This is a genomic window from Cohnella nanjingensis, from assembly GCF_014212125.1.
In the GTDB taxonomy this organism is placed as follows: Bacteria; Bacillota; Bacilli; order Paenibacillales; family Paenibacillaceae; genus Cohnella; species Cohnella nanjingensis.
In genome coordinates, this window is the sequence record NZ_JACJVP010000024.1 from 43,892 (window position 1) to 58,339 (window position 14,448).

14 protein-coding genes are annotated in these 14,448 nt (G+C 51.0%); 11 read left to right on the forward strand and 3 right to left on the reverse strand.

The features are described from left to right. Positions 1–45 precede the first annotated feature (45 nt). The 8 genes from H7C19_RS14110 (at position 46) to H7C19_RS14145 (ending at position 9,397) form a co-directional block, all read left to right on the forward strand. A complete protein-coding gene (locus H7C19_RS14110) occupies positions 46–1,281 on the forward strand; it encodes an MFS transporter (RefSeq protein ID WP_313731638.1) in 1,236 nt (411 codons plus the stop codon). A 294-nt stretch (positions 1,282–1,575) separates the two neighbouring features. Then, positions 1,576–2,499 carry an RNA polymerase sigma factor SigJ gene (gene sigJ / locus H7C19_RS14115; protein WP_185143304.1) on the forward strand — a complete coding sequence of 308 codons (924 nt, stop codon included), beginning with the start codon at positions 1,576–1,578 and terminating at the stop codon, positions 2,497–2,499. A 122-nt stretch (positions 2,500–2,621) separates the two neighbouring features. Next, the gene (locus H7C19_RS14120) at positions 2,622–4,028 is read left to right on the forward strand and encodes an MDR family MFS transporter (RefSeq protein ID WP_246469505.1); all 1,407 of its coding nucleotides are present in this window, start codon (positions 2,622–2,624) and stop codon (positions 4,026–4,028) included. A gap of 170 nt (positions 4,029–4,198) precedes the next feature. Then, positions 4,199–4,831 carry a DUF998 domain-containing protein gene (locus H7C19_RS14125; protein WP_185143306.1) on the forward strand — a complete coding sequence of 211 codons (633 nt, stop codon included), beginning with the start codon at positions 4,199–4,201 and terminating at the stop codon, positions 4,829–4,831. Positions 4,832–4,965: 134 nt separating this feature from the next. Next, positions 4,966–6,510, forward strand: a complete 1,545-nt coding sequence (locus H7C19_RS14130) for an RNA polymerase sigma factor (RefSeq protein WP_185143307.1) — start codon at positions 4,966–4,968, stop codon at positions 6,508–6,510. A 71-nt stretch (positions 6,511–6,581) separates the two neighbouring features. After that, positions 6,582–7,337 carry a VOC family protein gene (locus H7C19_RS14135; protein ID WP_185143308.1) on the forward strand — a complete coding sequence of 252 codons (756 nt, stop codon included), beginning with the start codon at positions 6,582–6,584 and terminating at the stop codon, positions 7,335–7,337. Positions 7,338–7,486: 149 nt separating this feature from the next. Continuing rightward, positions 7,487–8,014: a PadR family transcriptional regulator gene (locus H7C19_RS14140; protein WP_185143309.1), complete on the forward strand. Its 528-nt coding sequence runs from the start codon at positions 7,487–7,489 to the stop codon at positions 8,012–8,014. 3 nt (positions 8,015–8,017) lie between these two features. Beyond that, complete coding sequence (locus H7C19_RS14145) at positions 8,018–9,397, forward strand: FAD-dependent oxidoreductase (protein ID WP_185143310.1); 1,380 nt, start codon at positions 8,018–8,020, stop codon at positions 9,395–9,397. A 51-nt stretch (positions 9,398–9,448) separates the two neighbouring features. Here H7C19_RS14145 and H7C19_RS14150 read toward each other — a convergent pair whose 3' ends face one another. Next, positions 9,449–9,850 carry a MerR family transcriptional regulator gene (locus tag H7C19_RS14150; protein ID WP_185143311.1) on the reverse strand — a complete coding sequence of 134 codons (402 nt, stop codon included), beginning with the start codon at positions 9,848–9,850 and terminating at the stop codon, positions 9,449–9,451. Between the two features lie 87 nt (positions 9,851–9,937). On the opposite strand from H7C19_RS14150, the gene H7C19_RS14155 reads away from it, so the two are divergent. Continuing rightward, entirely contained in the window at positions 9,938–10,792 is an 855-nt protein-coding gene (locus H7C19_RS14155; RefSeq protein WP_185143312.1) for an SDR family NAD(P)-dependent oxidoreductase, read from the forward strand. Positions 10,793–10,845: 53 nt separating this feature from the next. Here the strand turns inward: H7C19_RS14155 and H7C19_RS14160 are convergent, their stop codons facing one another. After that, complete coding sequence (locus H7C19_RS14160; protein WP_185143313.1) at positions 10,846–12,225, reverse strand: aminotransferase-like domain-containing protein; 1,380 nt, start codon at positions 12,223–12,225, stop codon at positions 10,846–10,848. A gap of 114 nt (positions 12,226–12,339) precedes the next feature. Here H7C19_RS14160 and H7C19_RS14165 point away from each other — a divergent pair, with 114 nt between their 5' ends. Both H7C19_RS14165 and H7C19_RS14170 read left to right on the forward strand, forming a co-directional pair. Beyond that, on the forward strand, positions 12,340–12,777 hold the full coding sequence (locus tag H7C19_RS14165) for a GNAT family N-acetyltransferase (protein ID WP_185143314.1): 438 nt from the start codon (positions 12,340–12,342) through the stop codon (positions 12,775–12,777). Between the two features lie 223 nt (positions 12,778–13,000). After that, positions 13,001–13,465 (forward strand): DUF8821 family protein, encoded by a 465-nt coding sequence (locus tag H7C19_RS14170; protein WP_185143315.1) that lies wholly within the window; start codon positions 13,001–13,003, stop codon positions 13,463–13,465. Between the two features lie 129 nt (positions 13,466–13,594). Here H7C19_RS14170 and H7C19_RS14175 read toward each other — a convergent pair whose 3' ends face one another. Further along, positions 13,595–14,428, reverse strand: a complete 834-nt coding sequence (locus tag H7C19_RS14175) for an AraC family transcriptional regulator (RefSeq protein WP_185143316.1) — start codon at positions 14,426–14,428, stop codon at positions 13,595–13,597. Positions 14,429–14,448 lie beyond the last annotated feature (20 nt).

Genomic DNA, 14,448 nt, shown 5'->3' on the forward strand with positions numbered 1-14,448 from the left:
AGCCTAGTACGGTATGATCCGGACCAGGCTCTTTTATACAAGGGAGTGGAGAAGTTGGTTCAATTCAGTTCCGTCAAAAAGACCGTTAACCCTATATTTTTCATTGCGCTTGGGCTATTTGGCGTATACACCATTGAATTTGGCGTTGTCGGGATCCTGCCGGCCATCATTGAACGCTACGGCATCAGTACATCCCAGGCCGGGATGCTCGTTGGCGCGTTTGCGATTGTCATCGCGTTATTTGGTCCCTTTATGGTATTGCTGCTTTCCAAACTGAACCGCAAAACGGTGTTGGTAACATGCCTGATCATTTTTGCCGGGAGCAGTTTGTTGTCAGCTTACGCTCCGAATTTTTATGTTTTGCTAGCGCTTCGCATGATTCCGGCTTTGTTCCATCCCGTCTATTTTTCTTTAGCCTTTGTCACGGCTATTTCACTGTATGCGAAGGAAAAAGCGACGCAAGCCTCCGCCAAAGCATTTGTCGGGACCAGTATGGGCATGGTGCTTGGAATTCCGATCACAACCTATATCCAGCATCAATTCTCGTTCGAGGCCGCTTTTCTATTCTGTTCCCTTGTCAACATCGCCGCCGGTATCGGGATCGCCATAATGCTTCCGAAAACGCCGAAAGCGGAGAAAGTAACTTATGGGAGTCAGCTCGGGATATTGCGTAAAATTCCCCTTTGGATCAATATTGGCGCTGCCATTTTCATATTTGCGGCGATGTTTTCAGTCTATAGTTATTCTGCCGAATATTTAGAACAAGTGATGGGTGTGAACGGAGAGACCGTCAGTGTCATGCTTGTCGTATTCGGCGTCGGGGGAGTAGCCGGCAACTTGCTCGCGGGGAGATGGCTTGGAATCAACATGGCGAGAACGACTGTGTTCCAACCGATCTTATTAGCGTTCTCTTACTTTTTGCTTGCCCTAGGCGAAACGTCGTCTTTAGTATCTCTTATTCTGATCATGGTCTTGTGGGGAGCGGTTCATACCAGCGGCCTCATTATAACGCAGATATGGATCACATCCGAGGCTCCCGAAGCGCCTGAATTTGCTGCCGGACTGTATATTTCTTTTATCAATCTTGGCGTGTTCATCGGTTCGGGAGCCGGCGGGATGTTTATTGATTTTTTAGGCGTGAAAGGGACCTTGTGGAGTGGCCTGCTGTTTATTGTATTGGCCCTTGCCTGTATTGTAATCAAAATTATATTCTTTAACTCAAAAGGGATAAAAGAAAAAGGAGCACCCAAACGAGAACGGCAGGAGGAGGCTCTATTGTAGCATCGGGTAAGGTTCTTTTGGGCGCCATCGTAGGTGCCCTGAAATATCGCCTTGGATAGGATACGCCGAACCGCATCCCATCTAAGGCGAAATTTTTCGGAGCAATAATCTCACCCTGTGATGAAATCCATGTCACACTTCAGCTTGCTGCGCGGTCTTTAAGGTGTAAAGGATCACAGGAGTGGGGAGGAACGATATGAAGATCGCGATCCAGCCGAAGTGCGCCGGAACATCAAGAACGTCCAGATATTCGCGGCAAGTCGCCGATGGAGCGGGAACGGGGGAACGTTAACGATGAACGAGTCATACGGAAAAGCGGATATTCCCAATCCAAATGAGAACATGGCGTTGTTACAGGCATTCGAAGCGCAAAGGTCTCGACTGCTGCGGGTAGCTTATGCGATTGTCGGTTCCGTTACCGAAGCGGAGGACTGCGTGCAGGAGGCATGGCTGCGGGTGCAGCGAATGAAGGATCCGGCAGGGATTCGCAACCTGTCGGCATTCCTGACGACGACCGTCGGCCGGCTGGCGCTCAATGCGCTGAGCAGCGCCCGCGCCCGCCGGGAGCACTATGTCGGCACGTGGCTGCCTGAGCCGCTGGTCGAAGATGTCGGCCCGGAAGATCCCTACGAACATATGGCGATGGACGAATCGGTCAGCATGGCGCTGATGGTCGTGCTCGAGCGATTGACGGCGGCGGAGCGGACCGCGTTCTTGCTGCATGACGTGTTCGGGCTTTCCTTCGACGAGATTGCCGGAGTCGTGGGTCGTTCTCCTGCGGCGGTTCGCCAGCTCGCCTCCCGCGCGCGTCAGCATGTCGAGAGCGGCCGACCGCGATTCGCGCCAACGCAGGCGGAGCAGCGGGAGCTCGTCAGCGCATTCGCGGCAGCCTGCCAAGGTGGCGACCTGGAAAGGCTCGCCCACATGCTCGATCCCCAGGTGGTATGTCGAAGCGACGGCGGCGGCAAGGTCCGCACGTCACCGCGCGTCATCCAAGGGGCAGAGGCTGTGGCGCATGGGTTGCTCGTATTTACGAAGGGGGTTCCCCTGCGGATCAGGATGGCTCTCGTCAACGGCGTGCCGGGCTTCGTCGTACGTGGTTCCGACGGTGTGCTATCGGTCGTGTCCATCACCATCGATAACCAACGAATCGTGGCGATTGACGTGGTTCGCAACCCTGATAAATTGACAACCGTTCGGATTCCGGACGAAACGTAGGATTTTCGGCCGTTTTTATTTTAAAAGAGAAGGAAGAGAGGTTAAGGATGACTACGCAATCCGCCGTCTCATCGGCTTCAGTTGAACGTCCCTTTTCGATCAAAACCATCATCGGCCCGGTCATGGCCGTTGTCGTGGGCATGATTATGGTCATTCTCGACAGCACGGTCGTCAACGTGGCCATGCCGAACTTGATTCATTACTTCGGCACTTCAGTATCTACCATGCAATGGGCGGTCACGGCGTACACCCTTGCGCTATCCGCCGTTATCCCCTTGGCCGGTTGGCTGACGGACCGGTACGGAGCCAAACAAATCTTTCTGATCACCCTTGTCTTGTTCACATTGGGTTCCTTGCTCTGTTCGATAGCCCAAACGCCGGAGCAACTCATTCTGTACCGCATTATTCAGGGCTTGGGCGGGGGGATGGTCTCCCCGATCGGCATGGCGATGATCTTCCGGCTCGCTCCTCCCGGCAAACAAGGCTCCATCATGGGGGTGCTCGGCGTTCCGATGATGCTGGCGCCTGCCGTCGGTCCGACTTTGTCGGGGTTCCTGGTCGAGTATGCCAGCTGGCACTGGATTTTCCTGATCAACTTGCCGATTGGAATCATCGCGCTGCTGATCGGCATCAAATATTTGCCCAAATTCGAGCAAAAAACGGTGCCCGCTCTTGACGTATTCGGCATGGTGCTTGCCCCGATCACCTTCGCATCGCTAGCCTATGCCGTAAGCGAAGGCGGCAAAGACTGGGGCTCCATGCAAACGGTCACGGGCTTGATCGTCGGGGGCGTTGCTTTGATCCTGTTCATTGTCACCGAGCTCCGCCACAGGCAGCCGCTCTTGGAGCTACGCGTTTTCGGCTCTTCCGACTTCACGCGGGGCATTCTCGTCTTTTGGCTATCGGCGATGGCGTTGTTCGGGTCATTCCTGCTCGTTCCGATGTATTTGCAGACCGTGAAAGGCTTCTCCCCGATGGAATCAGGATTGATGAGCATTCCCCAAGTTATCATGGCCGGGTTGTTCATGCCGATCGGCGGAAAACTGTTCGACAAGATCGGAGCGAGAATTCTCGCGATTATCGGTCTATGTCTGGTTGGAAGCGGCTTGTTCATGCTGTCCCAAATTACCGTCGACACAAGCAAGTACTACGTGATCGGAGCGTATATGCTGATGGGTTCGGGCATGGGGCTATCGATGATGCCGATCAATACGCATATTCTCAAATCGGCGCCGCAGAGACTGGTCAGCCGGGTCACTTCGCTCACGACAGCTTCTCAGCAGGTTTTCGTTTCCTTCGCCGTCGCGGGTCTGACCGGTTACTATTCCTCGCGAATCACGCATTATATGGCAACGTCCAAAGGCGACAAAGTAGTAGACATGACCACGGCGTTCGCGGATACGTTCTTATTCGCGGCATGCCTCGCCGTCGCAGGCGCCGTACTTGCGCTGATTTTGCGAAAGCCCAAAGTCGAACCGGAGGCTGGACAATCAGATCATCAGGCGAACGTCATACCGATGGGACATTAATTTTTGTGGCACCAGTATCTGCCGCCCTTTATGGGGCGGTTTTTTTATTGGAGCCCCGTTTCATCGCGTATCGCGAAATTCATTTTTCCGGACGTGTCGATTTAACCGTCAGTGGTTCGTCGTCATGATAGAAGCAAGAAAGAAGCGATCATCAGAAGGGAAGGGTTTCAATGAAAAACATGAACGTAACCAGGTTATTATTGCTTGGAGGAGTCATCTCCGCGCCGCTGTTCTTTATCATTGCAATCGTACAGGTAATCACCCGTACAGAATTCGATATCAAGCGTCATGCCATCAGCACCCTCACTTTGGGCGACTTGGGATGGATTCAAAGCGCTAATTTTATCGTCACGGGATTGCTGGCCGTATTGGCAGCCATTGGGGCACGGGGATTACTCATGAGAGGAACAGGCAGGGCAGGCTTATGGCTGATTGGCGTTTATGGGATCGGCATGATCATGGCAGGCTTATTTAAGCCCGACCCCGGCCTTGGATTTCCTTCAGGTGCCCCTGAAGGTATGCCGACATCCATGAGCGGTCACGCGGCGCTCCATTCCATGGCATTCTTCGCGTCCTTTATCTGCCTGATTGCGGCAATGGTCGTATTCTCCCGTCGATTCCGCGTACAAGGCGAACGGGGTTGGAGAGTCTACTGCCTTTCGGCTTCGATTCTCGCACCCTTACTAATTGTTGCGGGTATGGGGATCAACATTTGGGTCGGGATTATCATGGGCGTAGCCGGGATGGTCGCCTTCGGTTGGGTTTCCGCTCTAGCCGCCCGACTGCTGAAAGAAGCCTACTAACGGATACGATCGTCGAAACCTCGAGGCCATCCTGCAAAGGATGGCCTTCTTCTTGGAGGAATATGGATGATTTTACCGAACTGATTAAGATTGGATATATTCTTGCACGATTCTTGGATTGCAGGTGAACCACAATGGAACCTAAGCAATGGGTAGAAGCGGTATCAAACATGCAACGCGGAGATCTAGAAGCCTTTCAAAAGATATTCCATTCCTTTAGCGGTCAAGCACAGGGTTGGGCATTACAGATTGTACGCGACTCCTACTTATCGGAGGATGTCGTTCAAGAGTCGTTCCTGCAGATGAGAGATAAAATTCATCATTTGCAAGATCCCGCTAAGTTTCCGGCATGGTTTCGCCAAATTGTACGCCGAACGGCCATGAATCATATACGCGGGTTGTCTAATCGCACGTTACTTATGAAGGACATTCCTGATCCTGTTGGGCTTAGCGAAAGAAATCAGAAATTTGAAGATGACCCTTTGGAATACATACAGCAAATTGAAGATGGAAAAGACATCTTGCAGGATGCGCTTAAGCCGCTCCCCAAGAAGGCTCGTTCCATGATATTGTCGCATGCGTTAGAGGAGGCGACACCCGACGAATTAGCCGCGCAGTTCAACATGAAGAAAAGCAATGTCTACAATATACTTTCACGTTCAAGGGTAAAAGCGAACGATGAACGATACAGCCGTGAAATTCAGCGCCATCTTATGAACAGAAGACGTCTTGGGATATCGCCTTATCGCCAACTACCGGCACCTGTTGTTAGACGCCCATATGCGCTCCTTTCTCTTCTGATTTGGGAGCTGCTTCGGATAGCAGGAGAGCCTGATTGGACGCTGACGGACATAATGGGTATGACAGGCGACGCTTTCCGAATGAATATACCCCAGAATTGCAACTGGAGAGGAATTTCCACGTTTGATTGGAGTTATGTGACGCAATGTGCATTCGAAAGCTTGGGGATAAGCGGAAGATGCTTCGGCAGACCTGAACGCACAACCTCTCCGGAACATCAAATAACCGTCCTGTCTATGATTCAAGATTCGATAGACCGTGGCTTGCCCGCGATCATATGGAATTTGAATCGAAATCAATTTGGTTTTGTTTACGGATATAACGACGAGGAGCGTACGATCTCTTACACAAGTTATCAAAGTCATCATACTTTCCGATATGAGCAACTAGGACGCACTTGCGAGGAACCTGCTCTTTTCGTCGCAACGATTCGCGGGCGTGTAACCCTACCAGCGTCAGAGCAAGAAACTCTAACATCAATCGTCAATTGCTGTAAAGGAAAGGAACCACAACTTAGCGGATTTGCGTTTGGTCTTCAAGGGTATGCTCAATGGATGGAAGCCGTTGAAAATGGACGCCTTGACCTTCAAGGACATGCTTATAAGGTAGCCATTTTAGCTGAAGCGCGGAAGCAAGGGGCTTTATACTTGCAAAGGTTGTCGGAAAAGGCGGAGAGAGCAGAAAGTCAATTGAAGTTAGAAGAAGCTTCTTTATGCTTTCGGAGTGTGAGCGAAGCATTTGAAGGGATCTACCCATCCTTTCCATTCGGATATGGAGGCAGCAATGCCAACCGATTAAGTTCCATACGTTCAGGACTGCTCACGGCATTGGAGGCAGAGAAGGAAGGGATATGCCTATTGGAATCCCTTATCCGTTAATTTTGATAGAAAATTTGGACCGGCTGTGTCTATTAGTTGGATCCAACTAATAATCAAGGAGGAGTCACACCATGCAACATCCGATTTTGCCGTTTATGCCAGCCGTTTTTTTGCCTGTAAGCAATTTGAAGCGTTCCACCGAGTGGTATGCCGACCTGCTTGAACAACCGATCGTTCCGAGACAGGATGGAGGGGGAATCTATTATTTTGATTTTGATGGAACCGACATGATATTAGATAGCAATGCTTGGGGATTTCCCCCGACCATCATGTTTGATACGCAGCGTGTGGATGAGTCGCGAGCCTTTTGCGAGACGCTTCCTCATGGATTTATAACAGATATCCAAAGATTGGACGAAGTCTCTTTCTTCAATATCAATTCAATCATGGTCTGCAAAGCGCATCGAGCACCGGAATCCGATCGTCCCAAGCCGGCGCATGCCTTGTTGAATCGCATCAGCAGAGTGATTGTACACGCCGAACAGCTTACGGAAAGCATAGGATGGTACGAAACGTTTTTGGATCGCAAGGCAGAGACGGACGCTTGGATCCATGAATTGCCGCTCATTCGTATGGACCGGGGCGCCCATTTGCTCATTGATGACAATCGTTTATGCCAGTCGCCACGCGTCTTTTATGAGCGGTTGCAATTGGATCTTAGAGTGAATCCAGTTGCGATTATCGAAACCGTTGATATCGAAGCAGCTCACGAATACGTCATCTCCAAAGGTGCTCAAGTTGAACGAGGCATTGAAGAAAGATTGGGCGTTCGATTCTTCATTTTCTACGATCCGGATCATAACGGATTGATGGTATGTGAAAAATAAAGAGATCCAAGGGCGCCCAATCGGGTGCCCTTTCATTTTGCTCTATATTTCGGATCCGGGATATTGCCACATATTGACTTCCAACATTCGTGATGATAATATGTCATAATGATATATCATGATGACATAAATACGAAGGGGAGTACGTCATGTACGAGTTCATTGTTTTAGGCTTTTTTATGCGCTATCCCATGCATGGCTACCGAATTTCGAAAATCGTGAATGACATTGTCGGGCCATACGCCAAGTTCAGTAGCGGCCGTCTGTATCCGTTGCTGGGCAAGCTGGAGAAACAAGGCTATCTGACATTGAGCCATGCAAATTCGGATGACAGACAACGAATGTATGAAATAACGGATGCCGGACGCAAGCAATTTATTCAATTGGTGATGGATTGCTCGGCCAACCTGGGCGAATATCAAAAGATATTTTGGCTTAAAGCGATATTTTTCGACCTGTTAACGTCCGATCAACGGGAGTATCTGCTTAACCATTACGTGAGCTATTGCCAGGCGCACATCTCCTACATTCAAAAAGAGCTGGAGGACCTTCGGCAAAGATTCGAGAACAACGAAGGCCAATTGAATTCCGTTATTTCCGTAATGAATCGCAATATCCAAGTGTGGAAGTCCGATCTTGAAATTGTTCAAACCATGTTGAAGGAACGAGGAGAATGAGCGATGCCGCAGCTTTCAACGCCACCTTTCACCGTATCAAGGAATGACGGAATGGCTTCGCCGCTCCATATCCTCGTTATCGGAGGGGGCATCGGCGGCTTGTGTTTGGCCCAGGGGCTGAAGCAAGCCGGCATCAGCGTCGCCGTGTACGAACGCGACCGCACCCCTACTGCGCGAGAGCAGGGCTACCGCATTCACATCGATCCGACCGGTAGCCGATCGCTTCACGAGTGTCTGCCTCCTGTCTTATGGGACGCATTCGTCGCTACGGCTGGCGATCCCGGCACAGGTTTCGGTTTTCTCACCGAACGGCTGCGGAAGCTCGTCATGATTGAAGATGAGATTTTTACTGGAGGGGTGTACGATCCCGCCGAAGGCCACCATGCTGCGAGTCGGCTTACGTTGCGTCAGATTCTGCTGGCCGGCCTCGAAGACGCGGTTATCTTTGACAAAGAGTTCGTCCGTTATGAGCAATCTCCCGATGGAAAGGTTACCGCCTTTTTCGCTGACGGTACGACGGCTGTTGGCGACCTGCTCGTAGGAGCGGATGGCGCGAACTCCAGGGTGCGTCGTCAGTTCTTGCCCCATGCCGAACGTGTGGACACGGGGGCCGTCGGCATCGGCGGCAAGCTTGAATTAACGAACACCACTCGAGCCTGGTTGCCTGGCCGAATTAAGAATGGAATGAACGTCATACTAGGGCCCCGACATTTTCTGTTCACCGCCGTTTTCAACCGGAGGCGCAAACAGGAAGAAATTTTGCCCCTTCTTGGCGATGAAATTCGTGCAGCAGGATTAAACCCGGAAGAGCTCCTTCAAAACCTCGAGGACCGTGACTACATTCTCTGGGCCTTCATTACCCGTCGGGATAACCCCGCCTTCGAGTCCGATCATATGCGCGGAGATGCCTTACAAGGGCTGGTTGGCCGGATGGTCAATCGTTGGCATCCCGACCTTCGTAGAATCATTGGCGAAACCGATCCCGTCACCATCCAAGCGTTCCCTTTCCGAACATCGATTCCGGTAAAACCATGGAAGACGACAAATGTTACGCTGCTCGGCGACGCCATTCACAGCATGACTCCGGCGGGAGGGATCGGTGCCAATACCGCACTTCGCGATGCGTGTCTGATCTGCAAGCAATTGATCTCCGTCAACCAGGGGAAATCGGCGCTGATTGCTGCAATCGAAGGTTATGAGACGCAAATGCTGGAATACGGCTTTGCCGCCGTGGGGGATTCGCTTCGCAACACCAAACAAGCCATCGCCAACCCGGCAGCGCGATTGGCGGGCAAAAGCTTTTTGAAGCTTTTCGGAGTCTTGCCGCCGCTTCGCCGCGCTGTTTTTAACGAAAGATGGTCCGATCACAGCGACTTGAGTTAACGGGGACCTGCCAACAAAACGCGGACTTCGTAAGCTAAGGACCAGGGGGTCTCAACAGTCTGAGCCGCTATTTTTGTTTTGGGTACTTCCGGCAAGATGAATCCAGCCGTCGTAAGATTGGACTTTCTCGTTAATAACTTCCAGCTGTTGCGTGAGGTCGTCAAGCTTTTGCCTGGTGAGTTGCTGCTGCTTCACTAACAATTGGTACCTTGCGGGGATCGTCTCCTCGCCCTGGTTATACAAATCCAAGTAATGACGAATCATATCAATCGACATCCCTGCGGATCGAAACGCGATAATGGTTCGCAGCCACCCGAGCGCAGCATCATCAAACATCCTGCGGCCATTATGATCTCGCGCGACGCCGGGTATTAGTTCCTGATCTGTATAGTAGCGCACCGTATGAGGCGAGATACGGAACATTTCGGCGACTTCCTTGACAGAATAAGACATGGATGACCACCTTTTAAATTGATGTTGACTTCGAGTAACTCGAATTTATTATACTTCATCTTGACAAAACCATGAGAGGTGAATGAAATGAGAAACAAAGTTTGGTTGGTTACCGGGAGTTCTCGAGGATTGGGACACGAGATTGCATCGACAGCTTTGCTGCATGGCGATTGTGTTATTGCAACCGCACGCAATCTTGCTTCTTTAGAAGAATTGTCGGTTAAGCATGGAGATCGTGTTTTGACGCTCAAGCTGGATGTTACAGACGTTGAAGAAGTGCAGGCAGCCGTCCAAAAGGGCTTGAGCCGTTTTGGCAGAATTGATGTGCTCGTCAATAATGCAGGGTATGCAAACGTCGCTTCTATTGAGGATATCGACATCCATGATTTTCAAAATCAAGTGGCCGCGAATTTCTTCGGCGTGGTGTATACGACGAAGGCCATTCTGCCGATCATGCGTGAGCAGAAGCAGGGGTCGATTATCAATATCTCCTCGATTGGCGGACGCTTCGGCAGTGCAGGTCTTGGCGCTTACCAAAGCTCCAAATTTGCCGTCAACGGTTTTACGGAGGTACTTGCGAAAGAAGTTGCTTCCTTCGGTATCAAGGTCACAACCGTCGAACCCGGCGGCATTGCGACGGATTGGGCCGGTTCGTCCATGAATATCCCTCCGATAAGCGAACCTTACCTTCCTGTCATTGGTCCCGTTGCGGCATATATGCGGGACATGAATGCCTCGACTCCCGAAGAGCGAATCGGAAAATTAAGCGACCCTGCCAAAATAGCGGAAGCCGTATGGAAGCTAACGGAGATGGCTGAGCCACCGGTGCATTTATTAATGGGGACGAGTGCTTGGCAAATTGCACGGGACGGGGCAAAGCGGTTGGCGGAATCGGATTTAAAGTATGAAGAACTGACGAAGTCGACCGTTTACATGGATTAACATTTATCCGTAAGATTTAACAAGTATTGGAGTTTCTTCTTTAGCGACCGCTTCTAAATCCAAGTAATGGCTGATCGGCTGAATTTGTTTGCACTTCTTTGGCTCATTAGCTCGTCGGCCGTCTGGCGGATGATCCGGATGCCGTCCTCAATTTCTTTTTCATTCGTGCGAATAATGCTGAGGCGCAAGCTGTTCGCGCTTTCCACGCTAGGAAGGTAGCAATGCATCGTAGGAAAAACATATACGTCCTTCTGACGAAGGGTCGCGGCCAGCTCCTCTGCCGCCAGATGATTGGGCAGCTCGAGTTGGGCAAAAATACCGCCGGCTGATTTGCTTAGACGAAAACCCTCGTTCAAATATCGGCGAGATGCCTCCTGCAGAGCCTTCATTCGAATGCCATAGCGTTCCCTCATCATGGCGGCGTGGCGCTGAAACAATCCGCTGCCCAGATGAATCTCCAAAGCGGCTTGTGAAAGGGCGGTTGTACCTAAATCGCTCGACGATTTGTACATTCGGAACAAAGCGATGAATGCTTCGGGAAGTACAGCGGCACCGAGTCGCAGGCCGGGTAGCATGATTTTGGAAAAGCTTCGGATGTAGATGACGCGGCCCGAATAATCATAGCTGCAGATTGGATCGGATTTGCTGTCCGTTTCCAAGTCTGCGAGATAGTCGTCCTCTACAATATACACATCATATTTCTCCGCCATGGATGCGATTGCTTTTTTCTCCCGACGTGACAAACTGGTTCCGAGCGGGTTGTGGTATCGGGGGACCGTATAAAAAAACTTAATGGAATTGTTCCGAAAATGCCGTTCCAGTTCATCAAGGTCGAGGCCTGATTCCGTTCGGGCAATTCCAATTGCGGTTACCCCGAGGAGGCTCAATAATTTCAGCATTCCGGCATAGCAGGGCTGTTCGACCAAGATGGCCGATTTCCCGTTCGGGAACGGCATGGAGGTAAGCAAGTGAAGAGCTTGTTGGGCGCCGGAGACGACGCAGATCCGTTCGGGTCCGGCAAAAATTTGAGAGACTGCCAGGTGCCGGGATATAGCCTCGCGTAGAGATGGAAATCCAAGCGGATCGCCGTATGTAAAAAGGCGATCCCCATATAGCTGTACCGCCCGGTTCAACCCGTGCTGAATTTCTTCATAGGGGATAATACCGGGATCCGGAGCAGCCACGGCAAAATCAATCCGCCTTTCCGGCCGATCCTCAGACTTGGAGGAACGAACAATCGCGTAGTGGCCACTCTTCGGTACCGAGTAAATCAGGTGTTCTTTTTCCAATTCATCGATGGCTCGGATTATTGTGTTTTTGCTGCACTCCCATTGCATACTAAGCTCTCGGATGGACGGTAATTTACCGCCCGGCTTGATCGACCCATTGTTAATCTGTTGTTTCAGATCGTCCTTCACATTCTCGTATTTCATGATCTTTCCACCCCAATCTGTATGGGTATAGTCGCAAAATAATTCATTTTTCACTTCTAACTGTTACCATTATACTAAACGCATTGCGTATCGTGAACTATAGGAGGTATACAGATGGAGTGGATTCATGATTGCTTACCTTACAGAATTAGTGACAGTGTGGAAGAGCTGCAGCCGGATGTGATCATTGCCTTATTGAAGAGCAGTTATTGGGCCGCGGAACGGTCGGAAGAAACCATCATGAATAGCTGGAAAGAATCGCTTTGTCTCGGAGTTTACAGCGAGGTCGGGCTTCAAGTAGGTTTCATGCGGGTCGTAACGGATGGAGCAACCTTTTCCTGGCTGTGCGACGTGATCGTCGACTCTGAACATCGCGGAAAAGGACTCGGCAAATGGATGATGGCTGTCTTGGTCGACCATCCTCGCATTCGCCATACGTCTATTTATCTCGGTACACGAGACGCGCATGGACTCTATGAGAAGTACGGCTTCGAACGAAGGGAAATGATGGTCCGCAGTAAAGCTCGATACCTATTGGATAACGATGTTTGAATAAAAGAGAGACAAAGAAAGAGCCATCCCGTAAGGATGGCTCTAAAACTTGCCGTTACAGACAGCGCGGAGAACCATACCATAAGTGACGGCGGATGTTGGTACGGTTTCAATTCCTCGAAATGAAAGGTTTTGACGTAATAACGTCGAATATTTATCGAGTATTTTAATTGGTGTTTATTAATACCAGTTAGGGAATAATGAGAGAATAGGAGGGATGGAAATGTCGTATATCGTTGATTTTAATCATGTGTCTACGGTTGGTTTAGAGTCTTCGCCTGTAGTAGAAGCGCTTGCTGGTTTACGTGCGAATGAAGCACGTTACTTTATGAACAAATACAAGCATGAATTTACGGTTGTACCCGCTAGCGAAAGTCAGGAGAGCCTTGATTACGTGAACCGAATTTTGAAAGAAGAACGTGATATTGCGTTTGCGGCCAAACCTTTAGAAACGTCGCGTTTTCAAGTTGAAAATATCCAATTTACCTACGTCTTTTATGAGGATGGTCTTGGGCTTAATGTCATGTATACGGTTGATGACCCTAAGAAGCGGGCCGTTGGTTTTAAGCTTTCTGAGGGGATGGAGGTACCACAGGAGTTAGAAGGGAAGTTTAAGTTTGCTAGGCAGAAGTCTAAACTAGCGGGAACAATTCGGGGCTCGTTTTTTGTAATTAAAGGACAATATTAAAGTAATGAAAGCATGATCGTGAAATTGATCTTCGATCGGTGTATCCTAGACTGAAATATGGGGCTGGTTGTGCCAGCTCCTCTTTCATTTTTCGCCGATTTAAGCAGTTACAACGCATGGTCCCGACCGTCAACCGCGAAGCAAAATCGGAGCGTGCGGGTCGGAGGGAGCGTGGCCCGTGATGCTCTTGAAGGCGCGATAGAAGGCCGAGTAGTCGCGGAAGCCGACCGCTGCCGCAGCGGCGCCGGCCGATTGGCCCTGGAGCATCAGGTTTTGCGCCATCACGACCCGCTTGTGGATGACGTAGTGGCCGACCGTCGTGCCGGTGGCCCGCTTGAACATTTTGTTCAGGTGATGCTTGCTGACGTAGAATTTGGCCGATAGCTCGTCCAGCGTGATCGGCTCGGCGATGTGCGCGTTCAGATAGTCGAGGAGGCGGGTGATCGTCCGGGAGGCGGCGGCGTCGCCGGAGGCGCCCTTCCGCGAGAGGCTTCGCATTAGAATTTGCGACAGCAGCGCCTCGAGGCGCACCCGAAGCGACAGGGTGCGGACAGACGGATCGGCCAGCCGGGCGTCCATCAGCTGCTCGAAGAAGGCGAACATGCCGCCGTGTCCCTCGCTCGTATAGTAGATGCCGGCGGTCTCGCGCGCGGCATGGAACGGCGACAGCAGCACGGCCCGATGCTCGGCGGCCAGGAAGTCGGGTACGAAATGAAGCGATATCCGCTCATAGGGGATATCGCTTTCGATTTTGACGCCGTGGAAGACGTTAGGCGCGATGAGCAGCAGGCTGTGGGGCTCCGGCACGTACCGGCGTCCTTCGACGAGATAGCTGACCTCGCCGGCGATAAAGTAGAACACTTCATAGAACGTATGGCAATGCAGGGCGTATTGATCGGTCAGCTGCCGGTCGACGGCATGATGGAGAATTAACGCATCGGTATGAATATCCACGAGCTGCATGTTCGCGCCTCCTCGTCAGA

Excerpts from the sequence above, each read along its gene's own strand:
- H7C19_RS14165 (WP_185143314.1), top strand. The coding sequence starts at position 12,340 with ATGGAGTGGATTCATGATTGCTTACCTTACAGAATTAGTGACAGTGTG.
- H7C19_RS14120 (WP_246469505.1), top strand. The coding sequence starts at position 2,622 with ATGGCCGTTGTCGTGGGCATGATTATGGTCATTCTCGACAGCACGGTC.
- H7C19_RS14135 (WP_185143308.1), top strand. The coding sequence starts at position 6,582 with ATGCAACATCCGATTTTGCCGTTTATGCCAGCCGTTTTTTTGCCTGTA.
- H7C19_RS14130 (WP_185143307.1), top strand. The coding sequence starts at position 4,966 with ATGGAACCTAAGCAATGGGTAGAAGCGGTATCAAACATGCAACGCGGA.
- H7C19_RS14125 (WP_185143306.1), top strand. The coding sequence starts at position 4,199 with ATGAAAAACATGAACGTAACCAGGTTATTATTGCTTGGAGGAGTCATC.
- H7C19_RS14175 (WP_185143316.1), bottom strand. The coding sequence starts at position 14,428 with ATGCAGCTCGTGGATATTCATACCGATGCGTTAATTCTCCATCATGCC.
- H7C19_RS14170 (WP_185143315.1), top strand. The coding sequence starts at position 13,001 with ATGTCGTATATCGTTGATTTTAATCATGTGTCTACGGTTGGTTTAGAG.
- H7C19_RS14160 (WP_185143313.1), bottom strand. The coding sequence starts at position 12,225 with ATGAAATACGAGAATGTGAAGGACGATCTGAAACAACAGATTAACAAT.
- H7C19_RS14140 (WP_185143309.1), top strand. The coding sequence starts at position 7,487 with ATGTACGAGTTCATTGTTTTAGGCTTTTTTATGCGCTATCCCATGCAT.
- H7C19_RS14155 (WP_185143312.1), top strand. The coding sequence starts at position 9,938 with ATGAGAAACAAAGTTTGGTTGGTTACCGGGAGTTCTCGAGGATTGGGA.
- H7C19_RS14150 (WP_185143311.1), bottom strand. The coding sequence starts at position 9,850 with ATGTCTTATTCTGTCAAGGAAGTCGCCGAAATGTTCCGTATCTCGCCT.
- sigJ (WP_185143304.1), top strand. The coding sequence starts at position 1,576 with ATGAACGAGTCATACGGAAAAGCGGATATTCCCAATCCAAATGAGAAC.
- H7C19_RS14145 (WP_185143310.1), top strand. The coding sequence starts at position 8,018 with ATGCCGCAGCTTTCAACGCCACCTTTCACCGTATCAAGGAATGACGGA.